This window comes from Streptomyces sp. NPDC048636, assembly GCF_040650655.1.
In the GTDB taxonomy this organism is placed as follows: domain Bacteria; phylum Actinomycetota; class Actinomycetes; order Streptomycetales; family Streptomycetaceae; genus Streptomyces.
In genome coordinates, this window is sequence record NZ_JBEZHR010000021.1 from 1 (window position 1) to 19,110 (window position 19,110).

At 72.6% G+C, this 19,110-nt stretch carries 13 protein-coding genes; 2 read left to right on the plus strand and 11 right to left on the minus strand.

The window, feature by feature from the left end:
* Positions 1 to 461: 461 nt before the first annotated feature.
* Positions 462 to 1,079, minus strand: coding sequence for a hypothetical protein (locus AB0C66_RS33775; RefSeq protein WP_362447887.1), 618 nt, complete (start codon positions 1,077 to 1,079; stop codon positions 462 to 464).
* Between the two features lie 181 nt (positions 1,080 to 1,260).
* Complete coding sequence (ahcY, locus tag AB0C66_RS33780) at positions 1,261 to 2,718, minus strand: adenosylhomocysteinase (RefSeq protein ID WP_362447606.1); 1,458 nt, start codon at positions 2,716 to 2,718, stop codon at positions 1,261 to 1,263.
* Positions 2,719 to 3,116: 398 nt separating this feature from the next.
* On the opposite strand from ahcY, the gene AB0C66_RS33785 reads away from it, so the two are divergent.
* Complete coding sequence (locus tag AB0C66_RS33785) at positions 3,117 to 5,615, plus strand: fructose-specific PTS transporter subunit EIIC (protein WP_362447609.1); 2,499 nt, start codon at positions 3,117 to 3,119, stop codon at positions 5,613 to 5,615.
* A gap of 160 nt (positions 5,616 to 5,775) precedes the next feature.
* Here AB0C66_RS33785 and AB0C66_RS33790 read toward each other — a convergent pair whose 3' ends face one another.
* The 6 genes from AB0C66_RS33790 to AB0C66_RS33815 all read right to left on the minus strand — a co-directional run bounded on the left by AB0C66_RS33790 (position 5,776) and on the right by AB0C66_RS33815 (position 12,041).
* Positions 5,776 to 6,693 (minus strand): cation diffusion facilitator family transporter, encoded by a 918-nt coding sequence (locus AB0C66_RS33790; protein ID WP_362447612.1) that lies wholly within the window; start codon positions 6,691 to 6,693, stop codon positions 5,776 to 5,778.
* A 93-nt stretch (positions 6,694 to 6,786) separates the two neighbouring features.
* A complete protein-coding gene (gene manA, locus AB0C66_RS33795) occupies positions 6,787 to 7,998 on the minus strand; it encodes a mannose-6-phosphate isomerase, class I (RefSeq protein ID WP_362447615.1) in 1,212 nt (403 codons plus the stop codon).
* Between the two features lie 95 nt (positions 7,999 to 8,093).
* Entirely contained in the window at positions 8,094 to 9,428 is a 1,335-nt protein-coding gene (locus AB0C66_RS33800) for an SIS domain-containing protein (RefSeq protein ID WP_362447618.1), read from the minus strand.
* Between the two features lie 91 nt (positions 9,429 to 9,519).
* Positions 9,520 to 9,702, minus strand: a complete 183-nt coding sequence (locus AB0C66_RS33805; protein WP_362447621.1) for a Trm112 family protein — start codon at positions 9,700 to 9,702, stop codon at positions 9,520 to 9,522.
* 334 nt (positions 9,703 to 10,036) lie between these two features.
* Positions 10,037 to 11,395, minus strand: a complete 1,359-nt coding sequence (locus AB0C66_RS33810) for a phosphomannomutase/phosphoglucomutase (protein ID WP_362447624.1) — start codon at positions 11,393 to 11,395, stop codon at positions 10,037 to 10,039.
* A gap of 190 nt (positions 11,396 to 11,585) precedes the next feature.
* Positions 11,586 to 12,041, minus strand: a complete 456-nt coding sequence (locus AB0C66_RS33815) for a DUF3499 domain-containing protein (RefSeq protein ID WP_362447627.1) — start codon at positions 12,039 to 12,041, stop codon at positions 11,586 to 11,588.
* A 342-nt stretch (positions 12,042 to 12,383) separates the two neighbouring features.
* Here AB0C66_RS33815 and AB0C66_RS33820 point away from each other — a divergent pair, with 342 nt between their 5' ends.
* Complete coding sequence (locus AB0C66_RS33820) at positions 12,384 to 12,785, plus strand: metallopeptidase family protein (RefSeq protein WP_362447630.1); 402 nt, start codon at positions 12,384 to 12,386, stop codon at positions 12,783 to 12,785.
* A gap of 24 nt (positions 12,786 to 12,809) precedes the next feature.
* On the opposite strand, the gene AB0C66_RS33825 is transcribed toward AB0C66_RS33820, so the two are convergent.
* From AB0C66_RS33825 to AB0C66_RS33835, 3 genes are all read right to left on the minus strand, one after another.
* Positions 12,810 to 14,399 (minus strand): DUF5719 family protein, encoded by a 1,590-nt coding sequence (locus AB0C66_RS33825; RefSeq protein ID WP_362447633.1) that lies wholly within the window; start codon positions 14,397 to 14,399, stop codon positions 12,810 to 12,812.
* Entirely contained in the window at positions 14,396 to 18,322 is a 3,927-nt protein-coding gene (locus AB0C66_RS33830; RefSeq protein ID WP_362447635.1) for a glycosyltransferase family 2 protein, read from the minus strand. Before AB0C66_RS33830 ends, AB0C66_RS33825 begins: the two co-directional genes overlap by 4 nt.
* Before the next feature lie 182 nt (positions 18,323 to 18,504).
* Positions 18,505 to 18,768, minus strand: coding sequence for a WhiB family transcriptional regulator (locus tag AB0C66_RS33835; protein ID WP_004952403.1), 264 nt, complete (start codon positions 18,766 to 18,768; stop codon positions 18,505 to 18,507).
* Between the last annotated feature and the right edge of the window lie 342 nt (positions 18,769 to 19,110).

Genomic DNA, 19,110 nt, shown 5'->3' on the forward strand with positions numbered 1-19,110 from the left:
ACGCTGTTGAGTTCTCAAGGAACGGACGCTTCCTTCGAAACCATTTCACCGGTTTCTCCGGGCGCTTCCCTTCGGTGTTTCCAACCTTACCAGATTCTTTTTCCAGTCCGTTTCCGAACCGAATTCCGTTTCCGGTGGCCGTTGGAGGGCCTTTGCCTTTCGGCGCGTTTTGACTTTAGCAGACTCGCATCGGCCGACCTAATCGGCTCTGCGTTACCTACGGAGTCAAAGGTGCCCGCCGGAATTCCATTCATGGATTTCACGGACGGGCGTCTAGATGCCAACGGCTACTGTCGAGCATACACTGCTCTTCGCAACCGTTAAAATCTACCTCCTCGTGCCACCAGTGTCAACAGGTGGCGGGGAGATGAACACCGTAGCAGCTCAGACGAGCTCGATGCACATCGGCTGCGCAGCAGGCCCTCGCGGAGCCCTCCCGCCTCGGGTCCGCTCGGGCCCGCTCAGGCCGCGAAGCTCGACGGCGGGCTCTCCAGGTCCTCCAACTCGACACCGGGAGCGGCCAGCACCACGTCTCCCGCGAGGTGGACCGTGTGCTGTTCACCGGTGTCCAACTCGGCGACCTGGTACTCGTCCACGGTCAGCGGGCCGGAGTCGGTGGTGTGTGCCGCCCGGTCCACCAGCGCCCAGGACTGATCGAGGGTCCGGGGGGCGAGCACCGGATCGGTGAGGGCGACCAGCCGGACGCGGGTCGCGGGCGCCCCGGGCGTGAGCCGCAGCAGCCGGGAGATCGCGACAAGGAAGGCCGGGGAGGAGCCGGTGAAGCCGTGGGCAGCGACATTGCCCTCGGTGGCGTGCTCTCCGGTGGGGTCCATCCGGACCCAGGTCACACCCTCCAGCGCGGCGCCCCGCACCTGCCAGCTCGCGGAGTGCAGCTCCAGCCGGAGCGGGCGGCCCAGCTCGTCGAGGGTCAGGTCCACGGATCCGGTGTGATCACCCGAGGGCGCGGTGCGCTGGGCGACATAGCGCCATCCGCTGGGGCCCGGTGCGCACTGGAAGTGCTCCTCACCGAGGGGCGTGTGGTCGTGCGGATCGTGGAGGGAGTAGCGGCCGCGGGGCATGGTGTGGTCCTTGACGAACGAGGGGGCCCGCCCGGTCGCCACGGGGGCGCCGGGCGGACCCTGGGCCCCCGCCGCGGGGGCGGGGGCCGATGTGCCGGGTACGGACCGGTGCGAGGGCACAGCCACACGGCACCGGTCCGTACAGTGTCCGCTCGATCGCTGTCGGGCGGACACCGGGTGATCAGTAGCGGTAGTGGTCCGGCTTGTACGGGCCCTCGACCGGGACGCCGATGTAGGCGGCCTGCTCCGGGCGGAGCGTGGTCAGCTTGGCGCCCAGGGCGTCCAGGTGCAGCCGGGCGACCTTCTCGTCCAGGTGCTTGGGCAGCACGTACACGTCGGTCGGGTACGACTCCGGCTTGGTGAACAGCTCGATCTGCGCGATCGTCTGGTCCGCGAAGGAGTTGGACATCACGAACGACGGGTGGCCCGTGGCGTTGCCCAGGTTCAGCAGCCGACCCTCGGACAGCACGATGATGTTCCGGCCGTCGGGGAAGGTCCAGGTGTGGACCTGCGGCTTGACCTCGTCCTTGACGATGCCCGGGAGGGCGGCGAGACCGGCGATGTCGATCTCGTTGTCGAAGTGGCCGATGTTCCCCACGATCGCCTGGTGCTTCATCTTGGCCATGTCGGCGGCCCGGATGATGTCCTTGTTGCCGGTCGTGGTGATGAAGATGTCGGCCGTCTCCACCACGTCCTCCAGGGTGGCGACCTGGTAGCCGTCCATCGCCGCCTGGAGCGCGCAGATCGGGTCGATCTCAGTGATGATCACCCGGGCGCCCTGGCCGCGCAGCGACTCGGCGCAGCCCTTGCCCACGTCGCCGTAGCCGCAGACGACCGCGACCTTGCCGCCGATCAGCACGTCGGTGGCGCGGTTGATGCCGTCGATCAGGGAGTGGCGGCAGCCGTACTTGTTGTCGAACTTGGACTTGGTCACCGCGTCGTTGACGTTGATCGCCGGGAAGAGCAGCGAACCGTCGCGCTGCATCTCGTAGAGGCGGTGGACGCCGGTGGTGGTCTCCTCGGTGACACCGCGGATCTCGGAGGCCAACTGGGTCCACTTGCGCGGGCTCTCGGCGATGGTGCGGTTGAGCAGTTCGAGGATGACCCGGTGCTCGTCGTTCTCCGCGGTGGAGACGTCCGGGGCGGCACCGGCCTTCTCGTACTCGACGCCCTTGTGGACCAGAAGGGTGGCGTCACCGCCGTCGTCCAGGATCATGTTCGGACCGCCGGTGGCGGTGCCCGGCCAGGTCAGCGCCTGCTCGGTGCACCACCAGTACTCCTCCAGCGTCTCGCCCTTCCAGGCGAAGACCGGGATGCCCTGCGGGCTCTCCGGGGTGCCCTTCGGGCCCACGGCGACCGCGGCGGCCGCGTGGTCCTGGGTGGAGAAGATGTTGCAGGAGGCCCACCGGACCTGGGCGCCGATCGCGACCAGGGTCTCGATCAGGACCGCCGTCTGCACCGTCATGTGCAGCGAACCGGTGATCCGCGCACCCGCCAGCGGCTGGGAGGCGGCGTACTCCTCGCGGAGGGCCATCAGGCCGGGCATCTCGTGCTCGGCGAGAGTGATCTCCTTGCGGCCGAAGGCGGCCAGGGACAGGTCGGCGACCTTGAAGTCCTGACCGGACACGGCTGTGGTCATGGTTGCTGCTCCTCATCGAAGTCGATCGGTTGCGAGCGAGAGTGTTCGGCTGGGCATGCGACTCGGTGGACACGGGGTGCCGGCGATACGGCGGACACACCTGTCCCCTGGATTCGCACTGCGCAGTCCGTCGGAGGCCCTCTCTCCCTCGGCCGGTCCGCGGAACGGACCGCCCGACCGCCATCAGCAGCGACGTCTGGCTCGGTCACGAATCTACACCGATCAGCGCAGTGAGCCCCAGCCCGTACGGGCGTTCTTCGGCCGCGAATCCGGGGCGGGCGGTGTACCCGGCCGGGTGGCCGGCCGCTTTGATCCCGTCCACATGTATTGCAGGATGCCGCGAGCACGGGGACGCTTGCACACTCCCGCGCCCGCATGAACGCCGTAAGGAGAACGACGTGACCAGTCCAGCCGAACCCCCGGGCGGTGCCGGGACCAGAGGTCCAGGGCTCAAACTGCTCGCGGTGACCGCCTGCCCGACGGGCATCGCCCACACCTATATGGCCGCCGAGAAGCTGGCCCAGGCGGCGGAGTCGCTCGGCCACAGCATGAAGGTGGAGACCCAAGGGTCCATCGGGGCCGAGAACGTACTGTCTGACAACGATGTCAGCGAGGCGGACGGCATCATCATCGCCGCCGACAAGGACGTCGACCGCAGCCGGTTCACCGGTAAGAGGGTGCTGGTCGTCGGGGTCGCGGAGGGCATCCACCACCCCGAGCGGCTGATCGAGCGGGTGCGCAGCGCGCCGGTCCACCAAGGGGACGGCGGCGGCGCGTCCGGCGCGGGGCAGACATCCGGTGGCTCGGGCGGCTCCGGCGGCGGTAAGGGGCGCAGCCTCACCTATAAGGCGCTCATGAACGGCGTCTCGTACATGATTCCGTTCGTCGTGGTCGGCGGACTGCTGATCGCGGTCTCGCTGGCGCTGGGCGGTGACACGACGTCCAAGGGCATCGTCATCCCCGACGACTCCTTCTGGAAGGCGGTCAACGACATCGGGGTCATCGGCTTCCAGTTGATGATCCCGATCCTGTCCGGCTATATCGCCTACGCGATCGCCGACCGGCCCGCGCTCGTGCCCGGCATGGTCGGCGGCTGGATCGCCGCCCATGGCGAGCTGTACGACAGCGAGGCGGGCGCCGGGTTCATCGGGGCGATCGTCACCGGTTTCCTGGCCGGGTACCTGGTGCGGTGGATCAAGAAGGTCAAGGTCCCCAAGTTCGTCCAGCCGATCATGCCGATCATCGTGATCCCGATCGTGGCGACCACGGTGCTCGGACTCTTCTTCATCTTTGTGCTCGGCGAACCGATCGCCTGGGTCTTCGAGCACCTCACCAACTGGCTGGGCGGGCTGACCGGCACCAGCGCGGCGCTGCTCGGCATCATCCTCGGGCTGATGATCGCGTTCGACATGGGTGGCCCGGTCAATAAGACCGCGTTCCTCTTCGGGGCCGGGCTGGTCTCCAAGAACCCCGAGGTCATGGGCATGTGTGCGGCGGCCATTCCGGTTCCGCCGCTGGGCCAGGGGCTGGCCACGCTCATCCGTCGGCGGATGTTCGACGACCAGGAGCGGGAGACCGGGCTCGCGGCCCTCTTCATGGGCTTCTTCGGGATCACCGAGGGCGCGATCCCGTTCGCGGCGGCGCGTCCGGCGCGGGTCATTCCGGCGAACATGCTCGGCGGCGCGGTCGCCGGTGCCATAGCCGGACTGGCGTCGGTCGAGGACAACGTGCCGCACGGCGGGCCGATCGTGGCGGTGCTGGGCGCGGTCAACGGTGTGCCGATGTTCTTCGTCGCCGTGATCGTCGGTACGGCGGTCACGGGGCTGGGGACGATCGCGCTGATGTCCCTGGGCCAGGGTGAAGGCAAGCGCCTGAACGGCGGCGGCGGTACGGCGGGGTCCGCCGGGGCGCGTGGTCCGGTCCCCGCGCCCGCCTCCGCGCCCGAGCCGGTCCCGGCCGGGGTGGCGAGCGGCGCCGGGGGCGGTACGGCGACGGGCGGTGCCGTGACGGCGGCCGCCCCGGACCGTACGGGCGTGTCCGTCGCGACCGCTACGGACCCAGCCGGGGATGCGGACGCGGACTCGGCGGATGCGGCCGTGTCCGTACCCGCGCCGAAGGCTTCGCCCGAAGCCGGTATGGCACCTGACGCCAAAGCCGGTGCCGGTGCCGCGCCTGACGCCGACGCCAAGGCCGCCGCCGGTACGGCCGCTGGCGCCGAAGCCGATGCGGCGCCTGACGCCGACGCCGACGCCGACCGCGGTGCGACACCTGACGCCCGTGCCGGTGCCGCACCTGACGTCAATGCCGACGACGGTGCGGCCGCTGGCGCCGAAGCCGGTGCCGGTGTGGCGCCTGACGCCGGTGCCGTGGCGGCCGGTGACGCCGACGCCGGTGCCGGTGCCGCGCCTGACGCCGACGCCAAGGCCGCTGGCGCCGGTGCCGTCGTGCTGTCCGGCTATCTCAGCGACCAGACGGTCGCGGAGCAGTTGACCGCCGACGGTAAGGACGGCGCCATCCGTGCGATGGCCGCCCTGCTGGCCACCACCGGCAAGGTCACCGACGCCGACGGGCTGGTGCGCGCCGCGCTCGCCCGGGAGGAGCAGGGCACCACCGGGCTCGGTGAGGAGATCGCGATTCCGCACGCCAAGACGGACGCGGTCACCGCTCCGCTCGTCGGCTTCGCCCGGTCCGACGCGGGCATCGAATGGGGTGCACCGGATGGCACCAAGGCCCGGCTGATCTTCATGATCGCGGTACCGGAGGCCGCCGCGGGCGATGAACACCTGCGGATCCTCGCGCTGTTGTCGCGGAAGCTGATGTCCGCGGAGTTCCGGGAGCGGCTGCTCAGCGCTCCGGACAAGCCCGCGATCCTGGGGATCCTCGGCGAGATCCGGTAAGTCCGGCAGCCCGGCGCTCCGGTCCCGCGGAGCCCCGGGGAGTCCCGGGCAGCCCCGCGAAACGCCATCGGCCTTCCGGACCCACGTGGTCCGGAAGGCCGACGGCTGTCCGTCCGTCCGTCCTCGGAACGGGAACGGGAACGGCAACAGGAGCGGAAGGTCAGGCGGAGGTCCGGAGGATGTCCGGCTCCAGGTAGATCACCCGGGCGATCGGTACCGCCTCGCGGATCCGCGCCTCGGCCGCGTCGATCGCACGGGCCACCTCCGCCGCCGTCTCGTCGTGCTGCACCGCGATCTTGGCGGCGACGAGCAGTTCCTCGGGGCCGAGGTGCAGCGTCCGCATATGGATCAGGCTGGTGACGGTCTCGCCGTCGACCAGTGCCTCGCGGATCTTCGCGACCTGGTCGACATCGGCCGCCTCACCCAGCAGCAGCGACTTCGTCTCGGCCGCGAGCACCAGGGCGATCACGACCAGCAGAACACCGATGCACATGGTGCCGATGCCGTCCCAGACGCTGTCGCCGGTGGCCAGCGTGAGCCCGACACCACCGAGCGCGAGGAGCAGACCGACCAGTGCGCCGAGGTCCTCCAGGAGGACGACGGGCAGCTCGGGCGCCTTGGCCCGGCGGACAAACTGCGACCAGGTCAGCTTGCCGCGGACCTCGTTGGACTCCTTGATGGCCGTACGGAACGAGAAGCTCTCCGCGATGATCGCGAACACCAGCACCCCGACCGGCCAGTACCAGTGCTCCAGCTCATGCGGGTGCTTGATCTTCTCGTAGCCCTCGTACAGCGCGAAGACCCCGCCGATGGTGAACAGCACGATGGAGACGAGGAAGCCGTAGATATAGCGCTCCCGGCCGAAGCCGAAGGGGTGCTCGGGGGTGGCCTCGCGCTTGGCCTTCTTGCCGCCGAGCAGCAGCAGCCCCTGGTTGCCCGAGTCGGCCAGCGAGTGCACGCCCTCGGCGAGCATCGACGACGAGCCGCTGAAGGCGAACGCCACGAACTTGGCTACGGCGATGGCCAGGTTCGCGCCCAGCGCGGCAACGATCGCCTTGGTTCCGCCAGATGCACTCATATGTGCCGGATGTCCCTTCCGCCTGGAGGCAGTTTTGCCTGTGCTTTACTGCGTCGGCGGGCCATTGTTCCAGTCGTTCGCACGGGCCGTGCGTCAGGCGACCAATGTGGCCCGGAACACAGTGCCCTCGCCGGTCAGCGCGACCCGCTCACCCGCGCGGATGAACGCCGACTCCCCGCCCACCAGGCGCAGTTCGCCGTCACCGTCGCCCTCCGCGCCGCCGCGGAGGGTGACCGCCCCCGAGACGCACAGCAGGATCTGCGGGGTGGCCGCGGACAGCGCGCGCGGCTCGGCGCCCTCCGCGAGGACATGGCGCGACAGCCGGAACTCGTCGATCGGCGTCGCGTACAGCTCCTCACCGGACGAGTCGGCCTCCGGGCGCAGCACGGCGGGGGCGTCGCTCTCGAAGCGGACCACCCGCAGCAGCTCCGGGACGTCGACGTGCTTGGGCGTCAGACCGCAGCGCAGCACATTGTCGGAGTTGGCCATGATCTCGACGCCGAGTCCGTCGAGGTAGGCATGAGGCACCCCCGCGCCGAGGTAGAGGGCCTCGCCGGGCTGTAGCCGGACGAAGTTGAGCAGCATGGACGCGATCACTCCGGGGTCGCCCGGGTAGTGACGGGCGAGGGAGGCGTACGCCGCGTACGCCTGGGCGTGCGGGCCGTCGAGCGTGCTGAGCCGTTCCGCGGCGAGGGCGGCGTGGTGCACGGTCTCCGCCATCGCCTCGCGGTCGGCGGTCAGCACGGCGGTCAGCACCTCGCGCAGCGCGTGCGACTCCGGATGGGCGTGCAGGATGTCGACGTACGGCTTGAGCGAGTCGACCTCCAGGGCGCCCAGCAGCTGCGCGGTCTCGTCCGGGTCCCGGAAGCCGCACAGCCCGTCGAACGGCGTCAGTGCGCATATCAACTCGGGCTTGTGGTTGGCGTCCTTGTAGTTGCGGTGCGGCGCGTCGACCGGAACGCCGCGCTCCTCCTCGGCCGCGAACCCCTCCCCCGCCTGGGTCAGATCCGGGTGCACCTGGAGGGAGAGCGGGGAGGCGGCGGCGAGCACCTTCAGCAGGAACGGCAGCCGCGGCCCGAAGTGGCGTACGGCGGCGGCGCCCAGTTCACCCTCCGGGTCGGCGGCGATCACCTCGGAGAGCGCGATCGCGCCGGTGCCCCGGTCGACCCGGGACGGCGCCCCGGGGTGCGCCCCCATCCACAGCTCGGCCTGCGGCTCACCGGTCGGCTCCACGCCCAGCAGCTCGGGGATGGCGGTGGTGGAGCCCCAGGCGTAGGGGCGCACGGTGTTGGCGAGGCGGTCCATGTGGTGTCGTTCCTGACTGCTGCGAAGGGATCCGGAGCGGACGGGACGGAGCCGGGCGGTCTGCGGCGGGCCGCGCCCCGTGCGCGGTTACGGCCTCATGATCTGTCCGCCGAAGCGAGCGCGAGGTAAACGGCGGCGAAATCCGTGATGGCGAGAAGCTCCGCGGCGCTCTCCAGGAGGCTGCTGCCCTCGGCCGGTTCGAGCTCGCTGAACGCCGTGTCATGGGCGAGCGCCAGCTCGCGGGCGTTCGGCACGGCGGAGACCCGGCCCACCGGCTCCTCGTGGAGCAGTACGACCCGCGCCCGCAGCGCCTCGGGCTCCTCGACCCGGTCGCGGAAGAAGTCGTCGGGGTCGGCGCCGCCCGCGAACGACCCGGCGAGCAGGGTGCCGTGCGCGGCCAGCGCCCCCGGCAGCTCGGACACCAGGGCGGGCCGCCCGGCGAGCGCCGCCAGCAGCCCGGCGAAGCGGCGTCCGGTCGCGGCCGCGAGCGGACCCTCGGTCCACAACAGCGGGAGCGCCCCGGCCAGTTCGGCCGCGAGCGTCTTGGCGGGGTTGGTGTAGGTGGCGATGGCCGGGCCGCAGCGCTCGGCGACCTGGTCCAGCCGGTCGGCCACCTGCTGGAGCGCGGCGGGCGGCGCGGACACCAGGCCGATCCGGTCCACGAGCACCAGCAGCGGGGTGAACAGGGCCCACAGCGTGCCGGGCAGGGCGGGGCCGGTCACCTCGTCGGGCGCGGTGCCCGGCGGTTCGGTGTGCGGATGCTGGTGTTGCGGGGCGGCGGTGTCGTGCGGCGGAGGCTCACCGATGGCGCCCTCGGGCGGCGCGCCCTCCGGATGCGTCGGCCGCGGGGCCACGCCGTGTTCGTCGTCGGCGTACGGGCTCGTGGTGGACGGGCCGGTGGCGTGCGGGTTGGTGGTGTACGGGGCCGAGGCGTTCGCGCTCGCGGCCAGCGGCACCAGCAGCCCGCGCGCCTGCGCGACGGCGTCCGCCAGCGGTGAGTGGCCCGGCGCGACGGAGACGAGCGCGCAGCCACGCCGGTACGCCTGCTCGACCAGCAGCGGCAGCCCCGGTTCCGTACCGTCCGGTGTCGCGATCACCAGCAGGTCCAACGGGCCCGCCCAGCCGGGGAGGGTCCAGTGGAGCGCGCCCGGCGCGGGCGCGACCCCGGTGGGGGCGATCAGGCTGACCGGGCAGTTGCCGCCGCTCAGCGCGCCGAGGAGGTCGGCGGTGCAGCTCCCGGCCGCCCCGGGCCCCGCGACCAGGACCGCGCGCGGTCTGCCGTCCGGTTTGAGATCCCCCACCCCCGCCTCGGCGGCGTGCCGGGCGGCGGTGCGGACCCGGGCTCCGGATTCGGCGGCTCCGCGCAACAGCCCCCGGATATCGGCCCGTGCGAGGGCCTCCGGGGCGTCGAGGAGGGATTCGTCGAGCATCGTGCTTCGGCCTCCGATCGCCGTGGCGGGGCGGTACCGCGCGGACTGCGGGACTGTGCTGACTGCGGGCGAACGGGCCGCCGGACAGCCGTCAGGCCGGGCGGCGCGCCTCGTCGACGAGCAGTACGGGGATCCCGTCCCGGACCGGGTACGCGAGTCCGCACCCCTCGCCCGTGCAGACCAGCTCGGGGCTCTCCGGGGTCTGTTCCTCCCGCAGCGGGGCGTGGCACGCCGGGCAGGCGAGGATCTCCAGGAGACCGGCTTCGAGCGGCATGGGGTGTCCCTTCGGGTGTGGGTCCTGCCGGATACGACTCCGGCGTGGTCAGCGTACCGCCGGGCGGCCCCCCGGCGCGGCCGCTCGCCCCGCCGTTCCTTTCACGGCGGATCACGGCGGACCACGGCGGACCGGACACCGCCCGGCACCCGGCGACCCCACCGGACGCGGCGCCGGGCCCCGGTGGGGGCATGGCGGTCCGGTGGTGGGACGCGGCGGCACCGGCTCCCAGCCGCCGCGCGGCCGCCCCGTCACGGCGACGGGCCGGGCGGGGGTCTCACCCCGGCCGTGCCGCCCTCGGCTCGCGCCGGGGGCGGGGCGGCTCGCGCGGGGGTCAGGCGCGGACGATGGAGAGGACCTCGTCGCGGACGTGGGCGACGGTCTCGGGGTCGCGGGCCTCGACGTTGAGGCGCAGCAGGGGCTCGGTGTTGGAGGGGCGGAGGTTGAACCACCAGTCGGCGGCGGTGACCGTCAGCCCGTCCAGCTCGTCGAGTGTGACGCCCTCGCGGCTCTCGTACGCGGCCTTGACCGCCTCGGCGCGGGCCGTCTGGTCGGCGACGGTGCTGTTGATCTCGCCGGACGCCGCGTAGCGGTCGTACTGCGCGACCAGCTGGGACAGCGGGCCGTCCTGGCCGCCGAGCGCGGCCAGCACGTGCAGCGCGGCGAGCATGCCGGTGTCGGCGTTCCAGAAGTCGCGGAAGTAGTAGTGCGCGGAGTGCTCACCGCCGAAGATCGCGCCGGAGCGGGCCATCTCGGCCTTGATGAAGGAGTGGCCCACGCGGGTGCGGGCGGGGGTGCCGCCGTTCTCCTTGACGACCTCGGGGACCGACCACGAGGTGATGCAGTTGTGGATGATCGTTCCGCCCGGGTGCTTGGCCAGCTCCCGGGAGGCGACCAGGGCGGTGATGGCGGAGGGCGACACCGGTTCGCCGCGCTCGTCGACCACGAAGCAGCGGTCGGCGTCGCCGTCGAAGGCGAGGCCGATATCGGCGCCGGTCTCCCGGACCCGGGCCTGGAGGTCGACGATGTTCTTGGGGTCGAGGGGGTTGGCCTCGTGGTGGGGGAAGGTGCCGTCCAGCTCGAAGTAGAGGGCGTCCAGGTCGAGCGGGAGGCCGTCGAAGACGGTCGGGACGGTGTGGCCGCCCATGCCGTTGCCCGCGTCCACGACGACCTTCAGCGGCCGGATGGCGGTGAGGTCGACCAGCGAGCGCAGATGGGCGGCGTAGTCGGCGAGCACGTCCCGCTGGGTGAGGGTGCCGGGCTCGGCGGCGGGCTCGGGCGCTCCGGTGGCGGCCCACTCCTCGACCAGCGCGCGGATCTCGGCGAGACCGGAGTCCTGGCCGACGGGGGCGGCCCCGGCCCGGCACATCTTGATGCCGTTGTACTGCGCGGGGTTGTGACTGGCGGTGAACATCGCGCCGGGCAGGTCGAGATGGCCGCTGGCGAAGTAGAGCTGGTCGGTCGAGCAGAGCCCGATCTCGGTCACGTCCACGCCGAGGGAGGCGGCGCCACGGGCGAAGGCCCGCGACAGACCGGGCGAGGAGGGGCGCATGTCATGGCCGACGACGATCGCGCTCGCGCCGGTCACCCGGGCGAAGGCGGCGCCGAAGAGTTCGGAGAGTGGCTCGTCCCACTGGTCCGGGACCACACCGCGCACGTCATACGCCTTCACGATCTGCGACAAGTCGGGCACAGCCAACCCCTTCTCGAGGTCTTCTTGGAGGGTCTCCACGGACCTCAGAACCTACCCGGAGGACTCCCGCCACCACTACGAGGCCGATCGTGCGGCGCGGCACACGGCGGGCCGGGAACGACCGGAGAAGGACGTGTCCACCACGCGGGCTGACGCGGCGACAGCTTCGCACCCGGGAACGTCGGCCGGGTCAGGAGTCGGGCGAGCGCAGCACCCGCAGATGGCCCCGGCGCGGCATCTCGCGCGGGTCGCCCTCGCGGCCGCTCTGTCCGCCGCCGCCTCCGGACGGTCCGGGACCGCCGCCCGCGCCCGCCGCGCGCTCATGCGGCCGGGCGGCCTCACGGACCGCGTTGGCCAGGGCCTCGAGGTCATCGCTGCTGTGCCGGGCCGGGCCGGCGTCGATGGCGAGCCGGACGACCTCCCAGCCACGGGGCGCGGTGAGCCGCTCCGAGTGCTCGGAACAGAGGTCGTAGCAGTGGGGTTCGGCGTAGGTGGCCAGCGGCCCCAGGACGGCTGTCGAGTCCGCGTAGACGTACGTCAGCGTCGCGACGGCGGGGCGGCCGCAGGCGGTGCGCGAACAGCGACGTACAGGGCTCACGACGTTGGACGGTACCGCACTCTTGAGCGGGCCGCGACGACTCTCCACCAGCTCACTCCGCCGTGTCGTCCCGGTTCGCCCTGTGCACCCCATAGGTGAACTTACCGGCTGACCAGCGGCTCCTTCCGGCGGGGCGGCGGGCGCCGCCGATGATTCCGGTCAGCACACGCATGGAGAGGGGTCAGTCTGAGCCATGGAAGCGAATCAAGAGAAGTCCGTTTATGAACGCAACCATGGCCGGAATGTTCATTTGGCGACATCGACCAAGGCTGTCCGGGAAGCGCGTACCGCCCGCCCGGCGGCGGCTACCCTCAGGAGGTGATGACCAGGTCCGTACCTCCCCACCAGTCCGAGCCGCGCCCACGCCGCCGCGATCGGCACGGTCGAGGTATGCGCGGTCCGATCGCGCCGCCGCAGGTGCCGCTTTCGGTCAGCCGTGCCGAGTCCTTCGTCGATCTCGTACAGGACTCGGCCGAGCGACTGGAGAGACGCTGGCCACAGTTGTCGGGCGTGGACTTCACCGTGCTGGACGTGCCCACCTCGGGTGACGGCGCCGGGGGCGGGCTCGGCGGCCCGGACGGCTGGGACGGCGAGTCCGTACCGCTCGGACGCTTCATCGCGGCCCACGGGGACGCGCCCGACCGGATCGTGATCTACCGCCGCCCGGTCGAGATCCGGGCGAAGAACCGGGACGAGCGGGCGCTGCTGGTCCACGAGGTCGTCGTCGAGCAGGTCGCGGAGTTGCTGGGGCTGGCACCGGAGTCGGTGGACCCCCGGTACGGGCAGGACTAGCCGAGCAGCGCCACGACCCCCGCGCTACTCCTCCTGGTCGTTCAGCACCGACAGGTCCTGCCGGGCCTCCGGGACCACCACGGTCCCGCCGTCGTCCGGCATCGCCTGGATGGTGAACCTCGGCACCCCGTCCTGGGCCAGCGCCAGCATCCGGGAGGCGTGCACCCGACCGCCCGAGATCCGCTCGACGGTCACCGCGTAGCCGCCCTTGCCCGAGGCCGGGCGGGGCGGGGTGACGGCGGTGGTGGTGCCGCCCTTGACCGTGTAGGTCTTGCTGACGGGGCGGCCGCCGTCGCTCGCCGCCGACGCGGTCACCCGCACCCGCGCGGTCGCGCCGGGCGCCACCAGGGAGAGCGTCGAGCCCTTGGCGCGGTTGTCGGCCGCGGTGGCGGTCCGGTCGATCCGGGCGGTGGCGGGGATGAACGCCGTCTCCTGGTCGCTCCCCTTGCCGCGGGTGACCCGCAGCGCGGCGACCACCGGCGTGGCCGGACCCTCGCCGCCCTCGGGGGTGAGCAGCAGTGAGCCCGGCTCGCCCTTGGTCACGTCGCCGAGGTCGATCGCCGCCGTCATCCCGCTCTTGACGTGCAGGGAGTCATGTCCGGCCGGGGCGATCGAACCGGTCCGCCCGGCGAGGCGCACCTTCAGGTCCGCGTCATCGGCCCCGGGCGCGAAGACGACCAGGCGGGCCGAGGTCGCGTCGGCCGGGATCCCGGGGAGCGCCACGGTGGTGGCGGGCGCGGCGGAGGCCGGGAGCCAGTCGCCGCCCGCCTTCTGGTCGGCCGCCTGCACGGAGGCGCCGACCCGGCCGGTGCGGGAGGTCACCCGGAGCGAGACATCGGCGGCCCGCTGATCGGTGAGGGTGGACAGCAGCACCGGGACGGTGGAGCGGGGCGGCACGGTGATCGACTCGTCGGTCGAGGGCTTGAGGCGGCCGCCCGCGCCGTACAGCTTGAGGTCCACCTCGGCCGCGGTCTCGTCGGGGTTGGTCAGATGGACGAAGTCCTGGCGGTTGCGGGCGGTGCTGGCGCCGGGGAACCAGAAGTCGGTGTCGGGCGCCGTGCAGGCGGTGCCCATGATCCCGCGTCCGCTGCCCGCGGCGATGGTGGTGGTCTGCTGGACGGTCCAGCCGGGGGCGAAGCGGCCGTCGGCGGTGCCGATGAGGGCGGGGGCGTCGGAGCGGTCGGTGTCGGTGGTGACCGGCTGGCCGGGCCGCTTCAGCGGCAGCACCGGCTCGCCGCCGCCGCGCGCCGCGTCCCGCCCCTTGTCCTTGCCGCCCTTCCCGCCCTTCCCACCGTCGTCCGACTCGCCGCCGGTGCCCGGATCCGTCACCTCGTCGGACGGGCGCTGCGCGGGCAGCAGCGCGGCGTCACCGCGCTCGGCGCCCGCCGCGGCCGCCGCCTTCCGCTCGGGGGTGTAGGCGGTGTAGGTGGTGCTGCCCACCTCCGAGGAGGTGGGGGTGGGGCAGAGCAGGGTGGAGCGCTCGACGGGCATCCGGCTGGCCGCCTTCGCCGAGCCGTCCGTGCCGCCCGGTGAACCGCCGGTGAGGGTGGCGACACCGGTGACGGCGGCCAGCGCGGTGGCGGCACCGATCAGGGACAGGGTGGTGCGGTTCATCGCTGCTGATCGCTCCCGTCGCGGCGGTCCTCGGGCCCGGCACCGCCGTACGTCGTGTCGCCCTGCTGGGGGTACGTGCCGTCGGCGTAGGGCTGCTGCTGGTCGTAGCCGTACGGATCGGCGTACTGGCCGCCCGCGTACGGGTCCGCCGGGTACTGGCCCTCGGGGTAGGGGGCGCCCTCCTGGTAACCGGCCGGATAGCCGGTCCCCTGGTAGCCGCCCTGGTACGGGTCGCCCGGGTAGCCGCCGGGGTACTCACCGCCCTGCGGGTACGGCTGGCCCTCCGGGTACGTGCCGTAGCCGGCGTCCGCGAACGGCTGGGCGTCGTACGGCTGGGCGCCGTACGTCTCGGGGTCCCACTGCTGGCCGTAACCCTGCTGGTGCGGCACCGCGTAGGGGGCGTCCGCCGCGGGCGCGCCACCGTCGTACGGCTCACCGGCGGGCGGTGGTGCCGTGGGGGGCGCGGGGATGTTCCCGTCGCCCTCCGCCGCCGTGCCGTCCACCGGTCCGGGCCGCTCGTCCGCGTCCGCCGGACCCGGCCGCTCGGCCTGCGCCTCGGCGGCGGCCCGCAGCCGCCGCGCCCGGCGTCCGTCGCCGACCAGGTCCTCGGCGGTCACCACCGGGGCGGCCGCCGTGCCGCCGTCCGCCTCCGGCAGGTCGTCGTCGACATGGCGGCGGCGCCCCGGCAGGGCGAGCACCAGCAGCACGACCGCGAGCAGCCCCTGCGCCCAGACCCAGGCGCTGTGGGTCATCGGCGTGTCGTAGCCGAGGTCCAACCGGCCGCCGTCCGCGGGGAGTTCGAAGCCCTGCGCCCAGCCGTCGACGGTCTTCGCCTTCAGCGGCTCGCCGTCGAGCGTGGCGTGCCAGTCCGGCGCGGCCTTGTCGGCGATCCGCAGCACCCGTCCCGCCGCGCCCTCGGGCACGTCGGTGTGCGCCTCGACGGGGCCGGACGCGAGGTGCACCGGCGCGGTGGACGGACCGGACGCCGCCGACGCGCCCTTGGCGGATTCGGCCGGGACGATGGAGACCCGCGAGACCCGCTGGTCGAGCCGCCACAGCACACCGCCGTCGGCCTTGCTGAGCTGGGTGAGCCCCGGGGTCGCGTTCAGCACCCGCGTCATCTCGGGCGGAGCGCCCTTCTGGACGTACACATAGCGGACCGCGTAGCCGCCGAGCTGGCGCGTCTGGTCGGCGCCGGAGCCCGCGACCAGATGGGCCACCACACCGTCGAGCCGGGTGTCGGTGCCGCCCGCCGCGGCGAGTTCGGCATCGCCGAGCCGGGCGCCGGAGCCGCGCACCAGGACGTAGTCGGCGCGGGCCGTACCGCCGCGGCCGCTGAGCACCAGGGTGCGGGCCTGGTCCGTGGTGGCGCTCTCGGCCGCCACGAACGCCGGGACCTGCGAGGGGTTGTGCCGTCCGACCGGGCCGTCCGCGCCGCCGGTCATCCAGACGACGGCGGCGAGCAGCGGGGCGGCGGCCGAGGCGAGGGCGATGAGCAGCGCCACCGGCTGGCGCCAGCCGAAGTTCTGCGCCGCCACGCGCTCCCGCGCGCCCTCGGCGCCGACCACGGCGGCGGTCAGCAGCGCCAGGCCGTAGACGAGGGTCGCGGGTCCGGCCCACGCCGAACCGTTGGCGAGGGCCGCGAAGAGGAAGCCGGTGAGCGCCACGACCCAGGCCGTCCGCACCACCAGCCGCCGCTCACCGCGCAGCAGGGCGGCCAGCGCGGCGAGTACGAAGCCGATCAGCAGCAGGCTGCCGCCGCCGCCCGGGCCGCCGGGGCTGAGCGAGAGCAGGTCCAGGGCGGAGGCGGAGCCGCCCGCGCTGTCGAGTCCGGCCTGCTGGAAGAAGCGGCCGGGGTCGGTGAACAGACCGAGCGACCAGGGGGCGAGCACCACGACCGGGGTGGCCACCGCGGCCAGGAACCGCAGTCCGTAGGGCAGCAGCGGATCGGAGCGCTCCAGGGCGCGCAGTACGAGCACGCCGATTCCGAGGACCAGCGCGATCGGCCAGACCACCGGGGTGAACGCCATGGTGAAGGTGAGCAGCAGCGCGTAGGCCCACGCCGCGCGCCAGCTCGGCAGCCTTCCGCCCGGGCCGCCCGCCCGGAGCCCGGCGGCCGCCGCGGCGGCCCGCGCCATCAGCGGCAGCAGTACGGCGAGCACGGCGGTGCCCAGCCGGCCCCCGGCCAGCGCACCGGTCGCGGCCGGGAGGAAGGCGTACGCGACGCTGCCCCAGGCGCGCAGCAGCCGGGACTCGACCAGCGGCCGGGAGGCGAAGTACGCGATGAATCCGGCCAGCGGCACCGAGCACACCAGCAGCAGGGTCAGGGTGAAACCGGTGGAGCCCAGGAAGAGCGTCGCCAGCGCGGCGAGCGCGGCGAGATAGGGCGGTGCGGTCTGGGTGCCACCGGTGCCGACCGGATGCCAGCCGTCCGCGTAACCGGCCCACAGGGCGGAGACGCTCTCGGGTGCCGGGAGGAGTCCGCCGCCCGAGAGCGCGCCGCCGCCGAACAGGTCCCGGCAGGCGACCAGCGAGACCACCAGCAGCACCACGAAGAGCATCGGCCCGGGTTTGCGGGCGATCCGCTTGAGCCGGGCGAACTGCTCGACCTCCAGGAAGTCGGCGTCGTCGTCGCCCGGGCCGGATTCGACGGCGCCGTGCCGTCCGCCGGAGGACAGTTCGGGTTCCGAGCGTCCGCCGATATTGCTGGCGACCTGTTCCACGGTGGCCCGTACGGTCGCGCCGGGCGGCGGGAACAGCGGCCGCAGCTCGCTCGCCTCCAGCGTGGAGCGGCCTCTGCGCTTACGCGCGGCGAGGATCCGCTCCGGCCGCAGCAGGGTGCCGAAGAGACCGGCGACCTCGTCCAGCGCCTGCCCCGGCACCTTGCCCACCAGATAGGCCAGGGTGCGCAGCAGGGTGCCGAACAGCAGCCGCAGCATCACATACGGCAGCAGCGCGCCGCGGGTGTTGACCAGCAGGGCGTAGACGGCACCGGCCTTGTCGACGCGGTGCGGATTGGCCACCGAGCGGCCCACACAGTCGATGGGCCGCCGCTCGCGCGACGAGGCCTCGGCGTGGCGCAGCACCGCGTCCGGCGCGATCAGCACCTGATGACCGGCCTCGTGGGCGCGCCAGCACAGGTCGACGTCGTCCCGCATCAGCGGCAGCTTGGGGTCGAAGCCGCCCAGCCGCTCCCATACGTCCCGGCGCACCAGCATGCCCGCGCTCGACACCGACAGCACCGGCCGCACCTGGTCGTGCTGGCCCTGGTCCTGTTCGCGGCGCTCCAGACCGGTCCAGCGGCGGCCGCTGCGGGCGATGCTGACGCCGACTTCGAGCAGCTGTCGGCGGTCGTACCAGCCGCGCAGCTTGGGGCCGATGATCGCGGGCTGCCGGTTGGCGGTCAGCTCCGCGTCGGCGACCTTCAGCAGCTCGGACAGCGCGTCGGGGTCCGGGGCACAGTCGTCGTGCAGCAGCCACAGCCACTGGACGGGCTCACCGTGCGGCAGCTCGGGCAGGTCGTAGGCGTCGTCCCGCCAGGTGCGGTTGACGGGGTCCCAGCCGCTGGGGCGCTTGAGGTACGCCAGCTCCTCCGGGCCGAGCACCGGGGCGGTACGGACCGCCTCGGCGACGGCGGTGCCGAAGCCGCTGCGGCGCGCGAGGTGCAGCACCCGCTCCTCGCCGAGGGCCTCGGTGAGCAGCCGGGCGGAGTCGTCCGCGCTGCCGGTGTCGGCGGCGATGACGTTCTGCACCGGGCGCCCCTGTCCGAGCAGACCGGACAGCGCGTCGGGCAGCCAGCGGGCGCCGTCGTGGGCGACCAGGACGGCGGTGACGACATGGCGCGGGTACGCCGGCGCTTCGGGGGAAGCGGACGCGGCGGTGGCGGCCGGGTATTGGGCCGCCGGATGGCTGTGCACGGACATCGAGGTACGGGCCCCGGTTCGCTGGACTGCGGTGGACGCGCGCGCCCCGTGGGGACGTTGGCGCGTCTCGGACGGGCCCCCACACTAACGGCTGTGCACGCGGCCGGTCCGCCGCCCGTCGCCAAGGCACGGGAGGCGGACCGTCGGTCCTGCGGCCGCTTCGTCCAAGCGGTGTGGATATGTCAGACAGCGGCCTTCTTCAGTCGGCGGCGCTCCCGCTCGGACAGACCGCCCCAGATACCGAAGCGCTCGTCGTTGGCCAGGGCGTACTCGAGGCACTCGGACCGGACCTCGCAAGCGAGGCAGACCTTCTTGGCCTCACGCGTGGATCCGCCCTTTTCCGGGAAGAACGATTCGGGATCGGTCTGGGCGCACAGTGCGCGCTCCTGCCAACCGAGCTCCTCGTCCGCCTCTTCGACCAGCAGTTGCTGGAACAACTCGGTCATGTGCGCCCCTCGTCTGTTTTTGCGTCCCCATGTCCGTTGCCGTCGTGAAGCGGCAGAACGACACGAGTGAAATTACAAGTGTGCCGATCCAGGCCAGTCAAGCCGAGGTCTGCTATTGGGCCTCTTATTCACTCTGCGGAACCAAGGCTGCGCGGAAAGTGTTCAAATCGGCCTAAACGAGACACTTCCCCGTTTGCCGCCCCGGGGGCCTCGCCCTGACTCACCAGAGAGGACGTCCCGGACGCCGATCCCGTTGCGTGTCAGGTGCGGGTGGTGCGCCACCTCTCCGCATAACGCGCGCACAAACCTTTCTGCCACCAGGGCTACCGAAACAGGTGAAAG

What these genes read in the sequence shown, in the direction of transcription:
- AB0C66_RS33805 (WP_362447621.1), bottom strand. Translation starts at nt 9,702, where the DNA reads ATGCCGCTCGAAGCCGGTCTCCTGGAGATCCTCGCCTGCCCGGCGTGC.
- AB0C66_RS33820 (WP_362447630.1), top strand. Translation starts at nt 12,384, where the DNA reads ATGCGCGGTCCGATCGCGCCGCCGCAGGTGCCGCTTTCGGTCAGCCGT.
- AB0C66_RS33825 (WP_362447633.1), bottom strand. Translation starts at nt 14,399, where the DNA reads ATGAACCGCACCACCCTGTCCCTGATCGGTGCCGCCACCGCGCTGGCC.
- manA (WP_362447615.1), bottom strand. Translation starts at nt 7,998, where the DNA reads ATGGACCGCCTCGCCAACACCGTGCGCCCCTACGCCTGGGGCTCCACC.
- AB0C66_RS33800 (WP_362447618.1), bottom strand. Translation starts at nt 9,428, where the DNA reads ATGCTCGACGAATCCCTCCTCGACGCCCCGGAGGCCCTCGCACGGGCC.
- AB0C66_RS33830 (WP_362447635.1), bottom strand. Translation starts at nt 18,322, where the DNA reads ATGTCCGTGCACAGCCATCCGGCGGCCCAATACCCGGCCGCCACCGCC.
- AB0C66_RS33775 (WP_362447887.1), bottom strand. Translation starts at nt 1,079, where the DNA reads ATGCCCCGCGGCCGCTACTCCCTCCACGATCCGCACGACCACACGCCC.
- AB0C66_RS33835 (WP_004952403.1), bottom strand. Translation starts at nt 18,768, where the DNA reads ATGACCGAGTTGTTCCAGCAACTGCTGGTCGAAGAGGCGGACGAGGAG.
- AB0C66_RS33790 (WP_362447612.1), bottom strand. Translation starts at nt 6,693, where the DNA reads ATGAGTGCATCTGGCGGAACCAAGGCGATCGTTGCCGCGCTGGGCGCG.
- ahcY (WP_362447606.1), bottom strand. Translation starts at nt 2,718, where the DNA reads ATGACCACAGCCGTGTCCGGTCAGGACTTCAAGGTCGCCGACCTGTCC.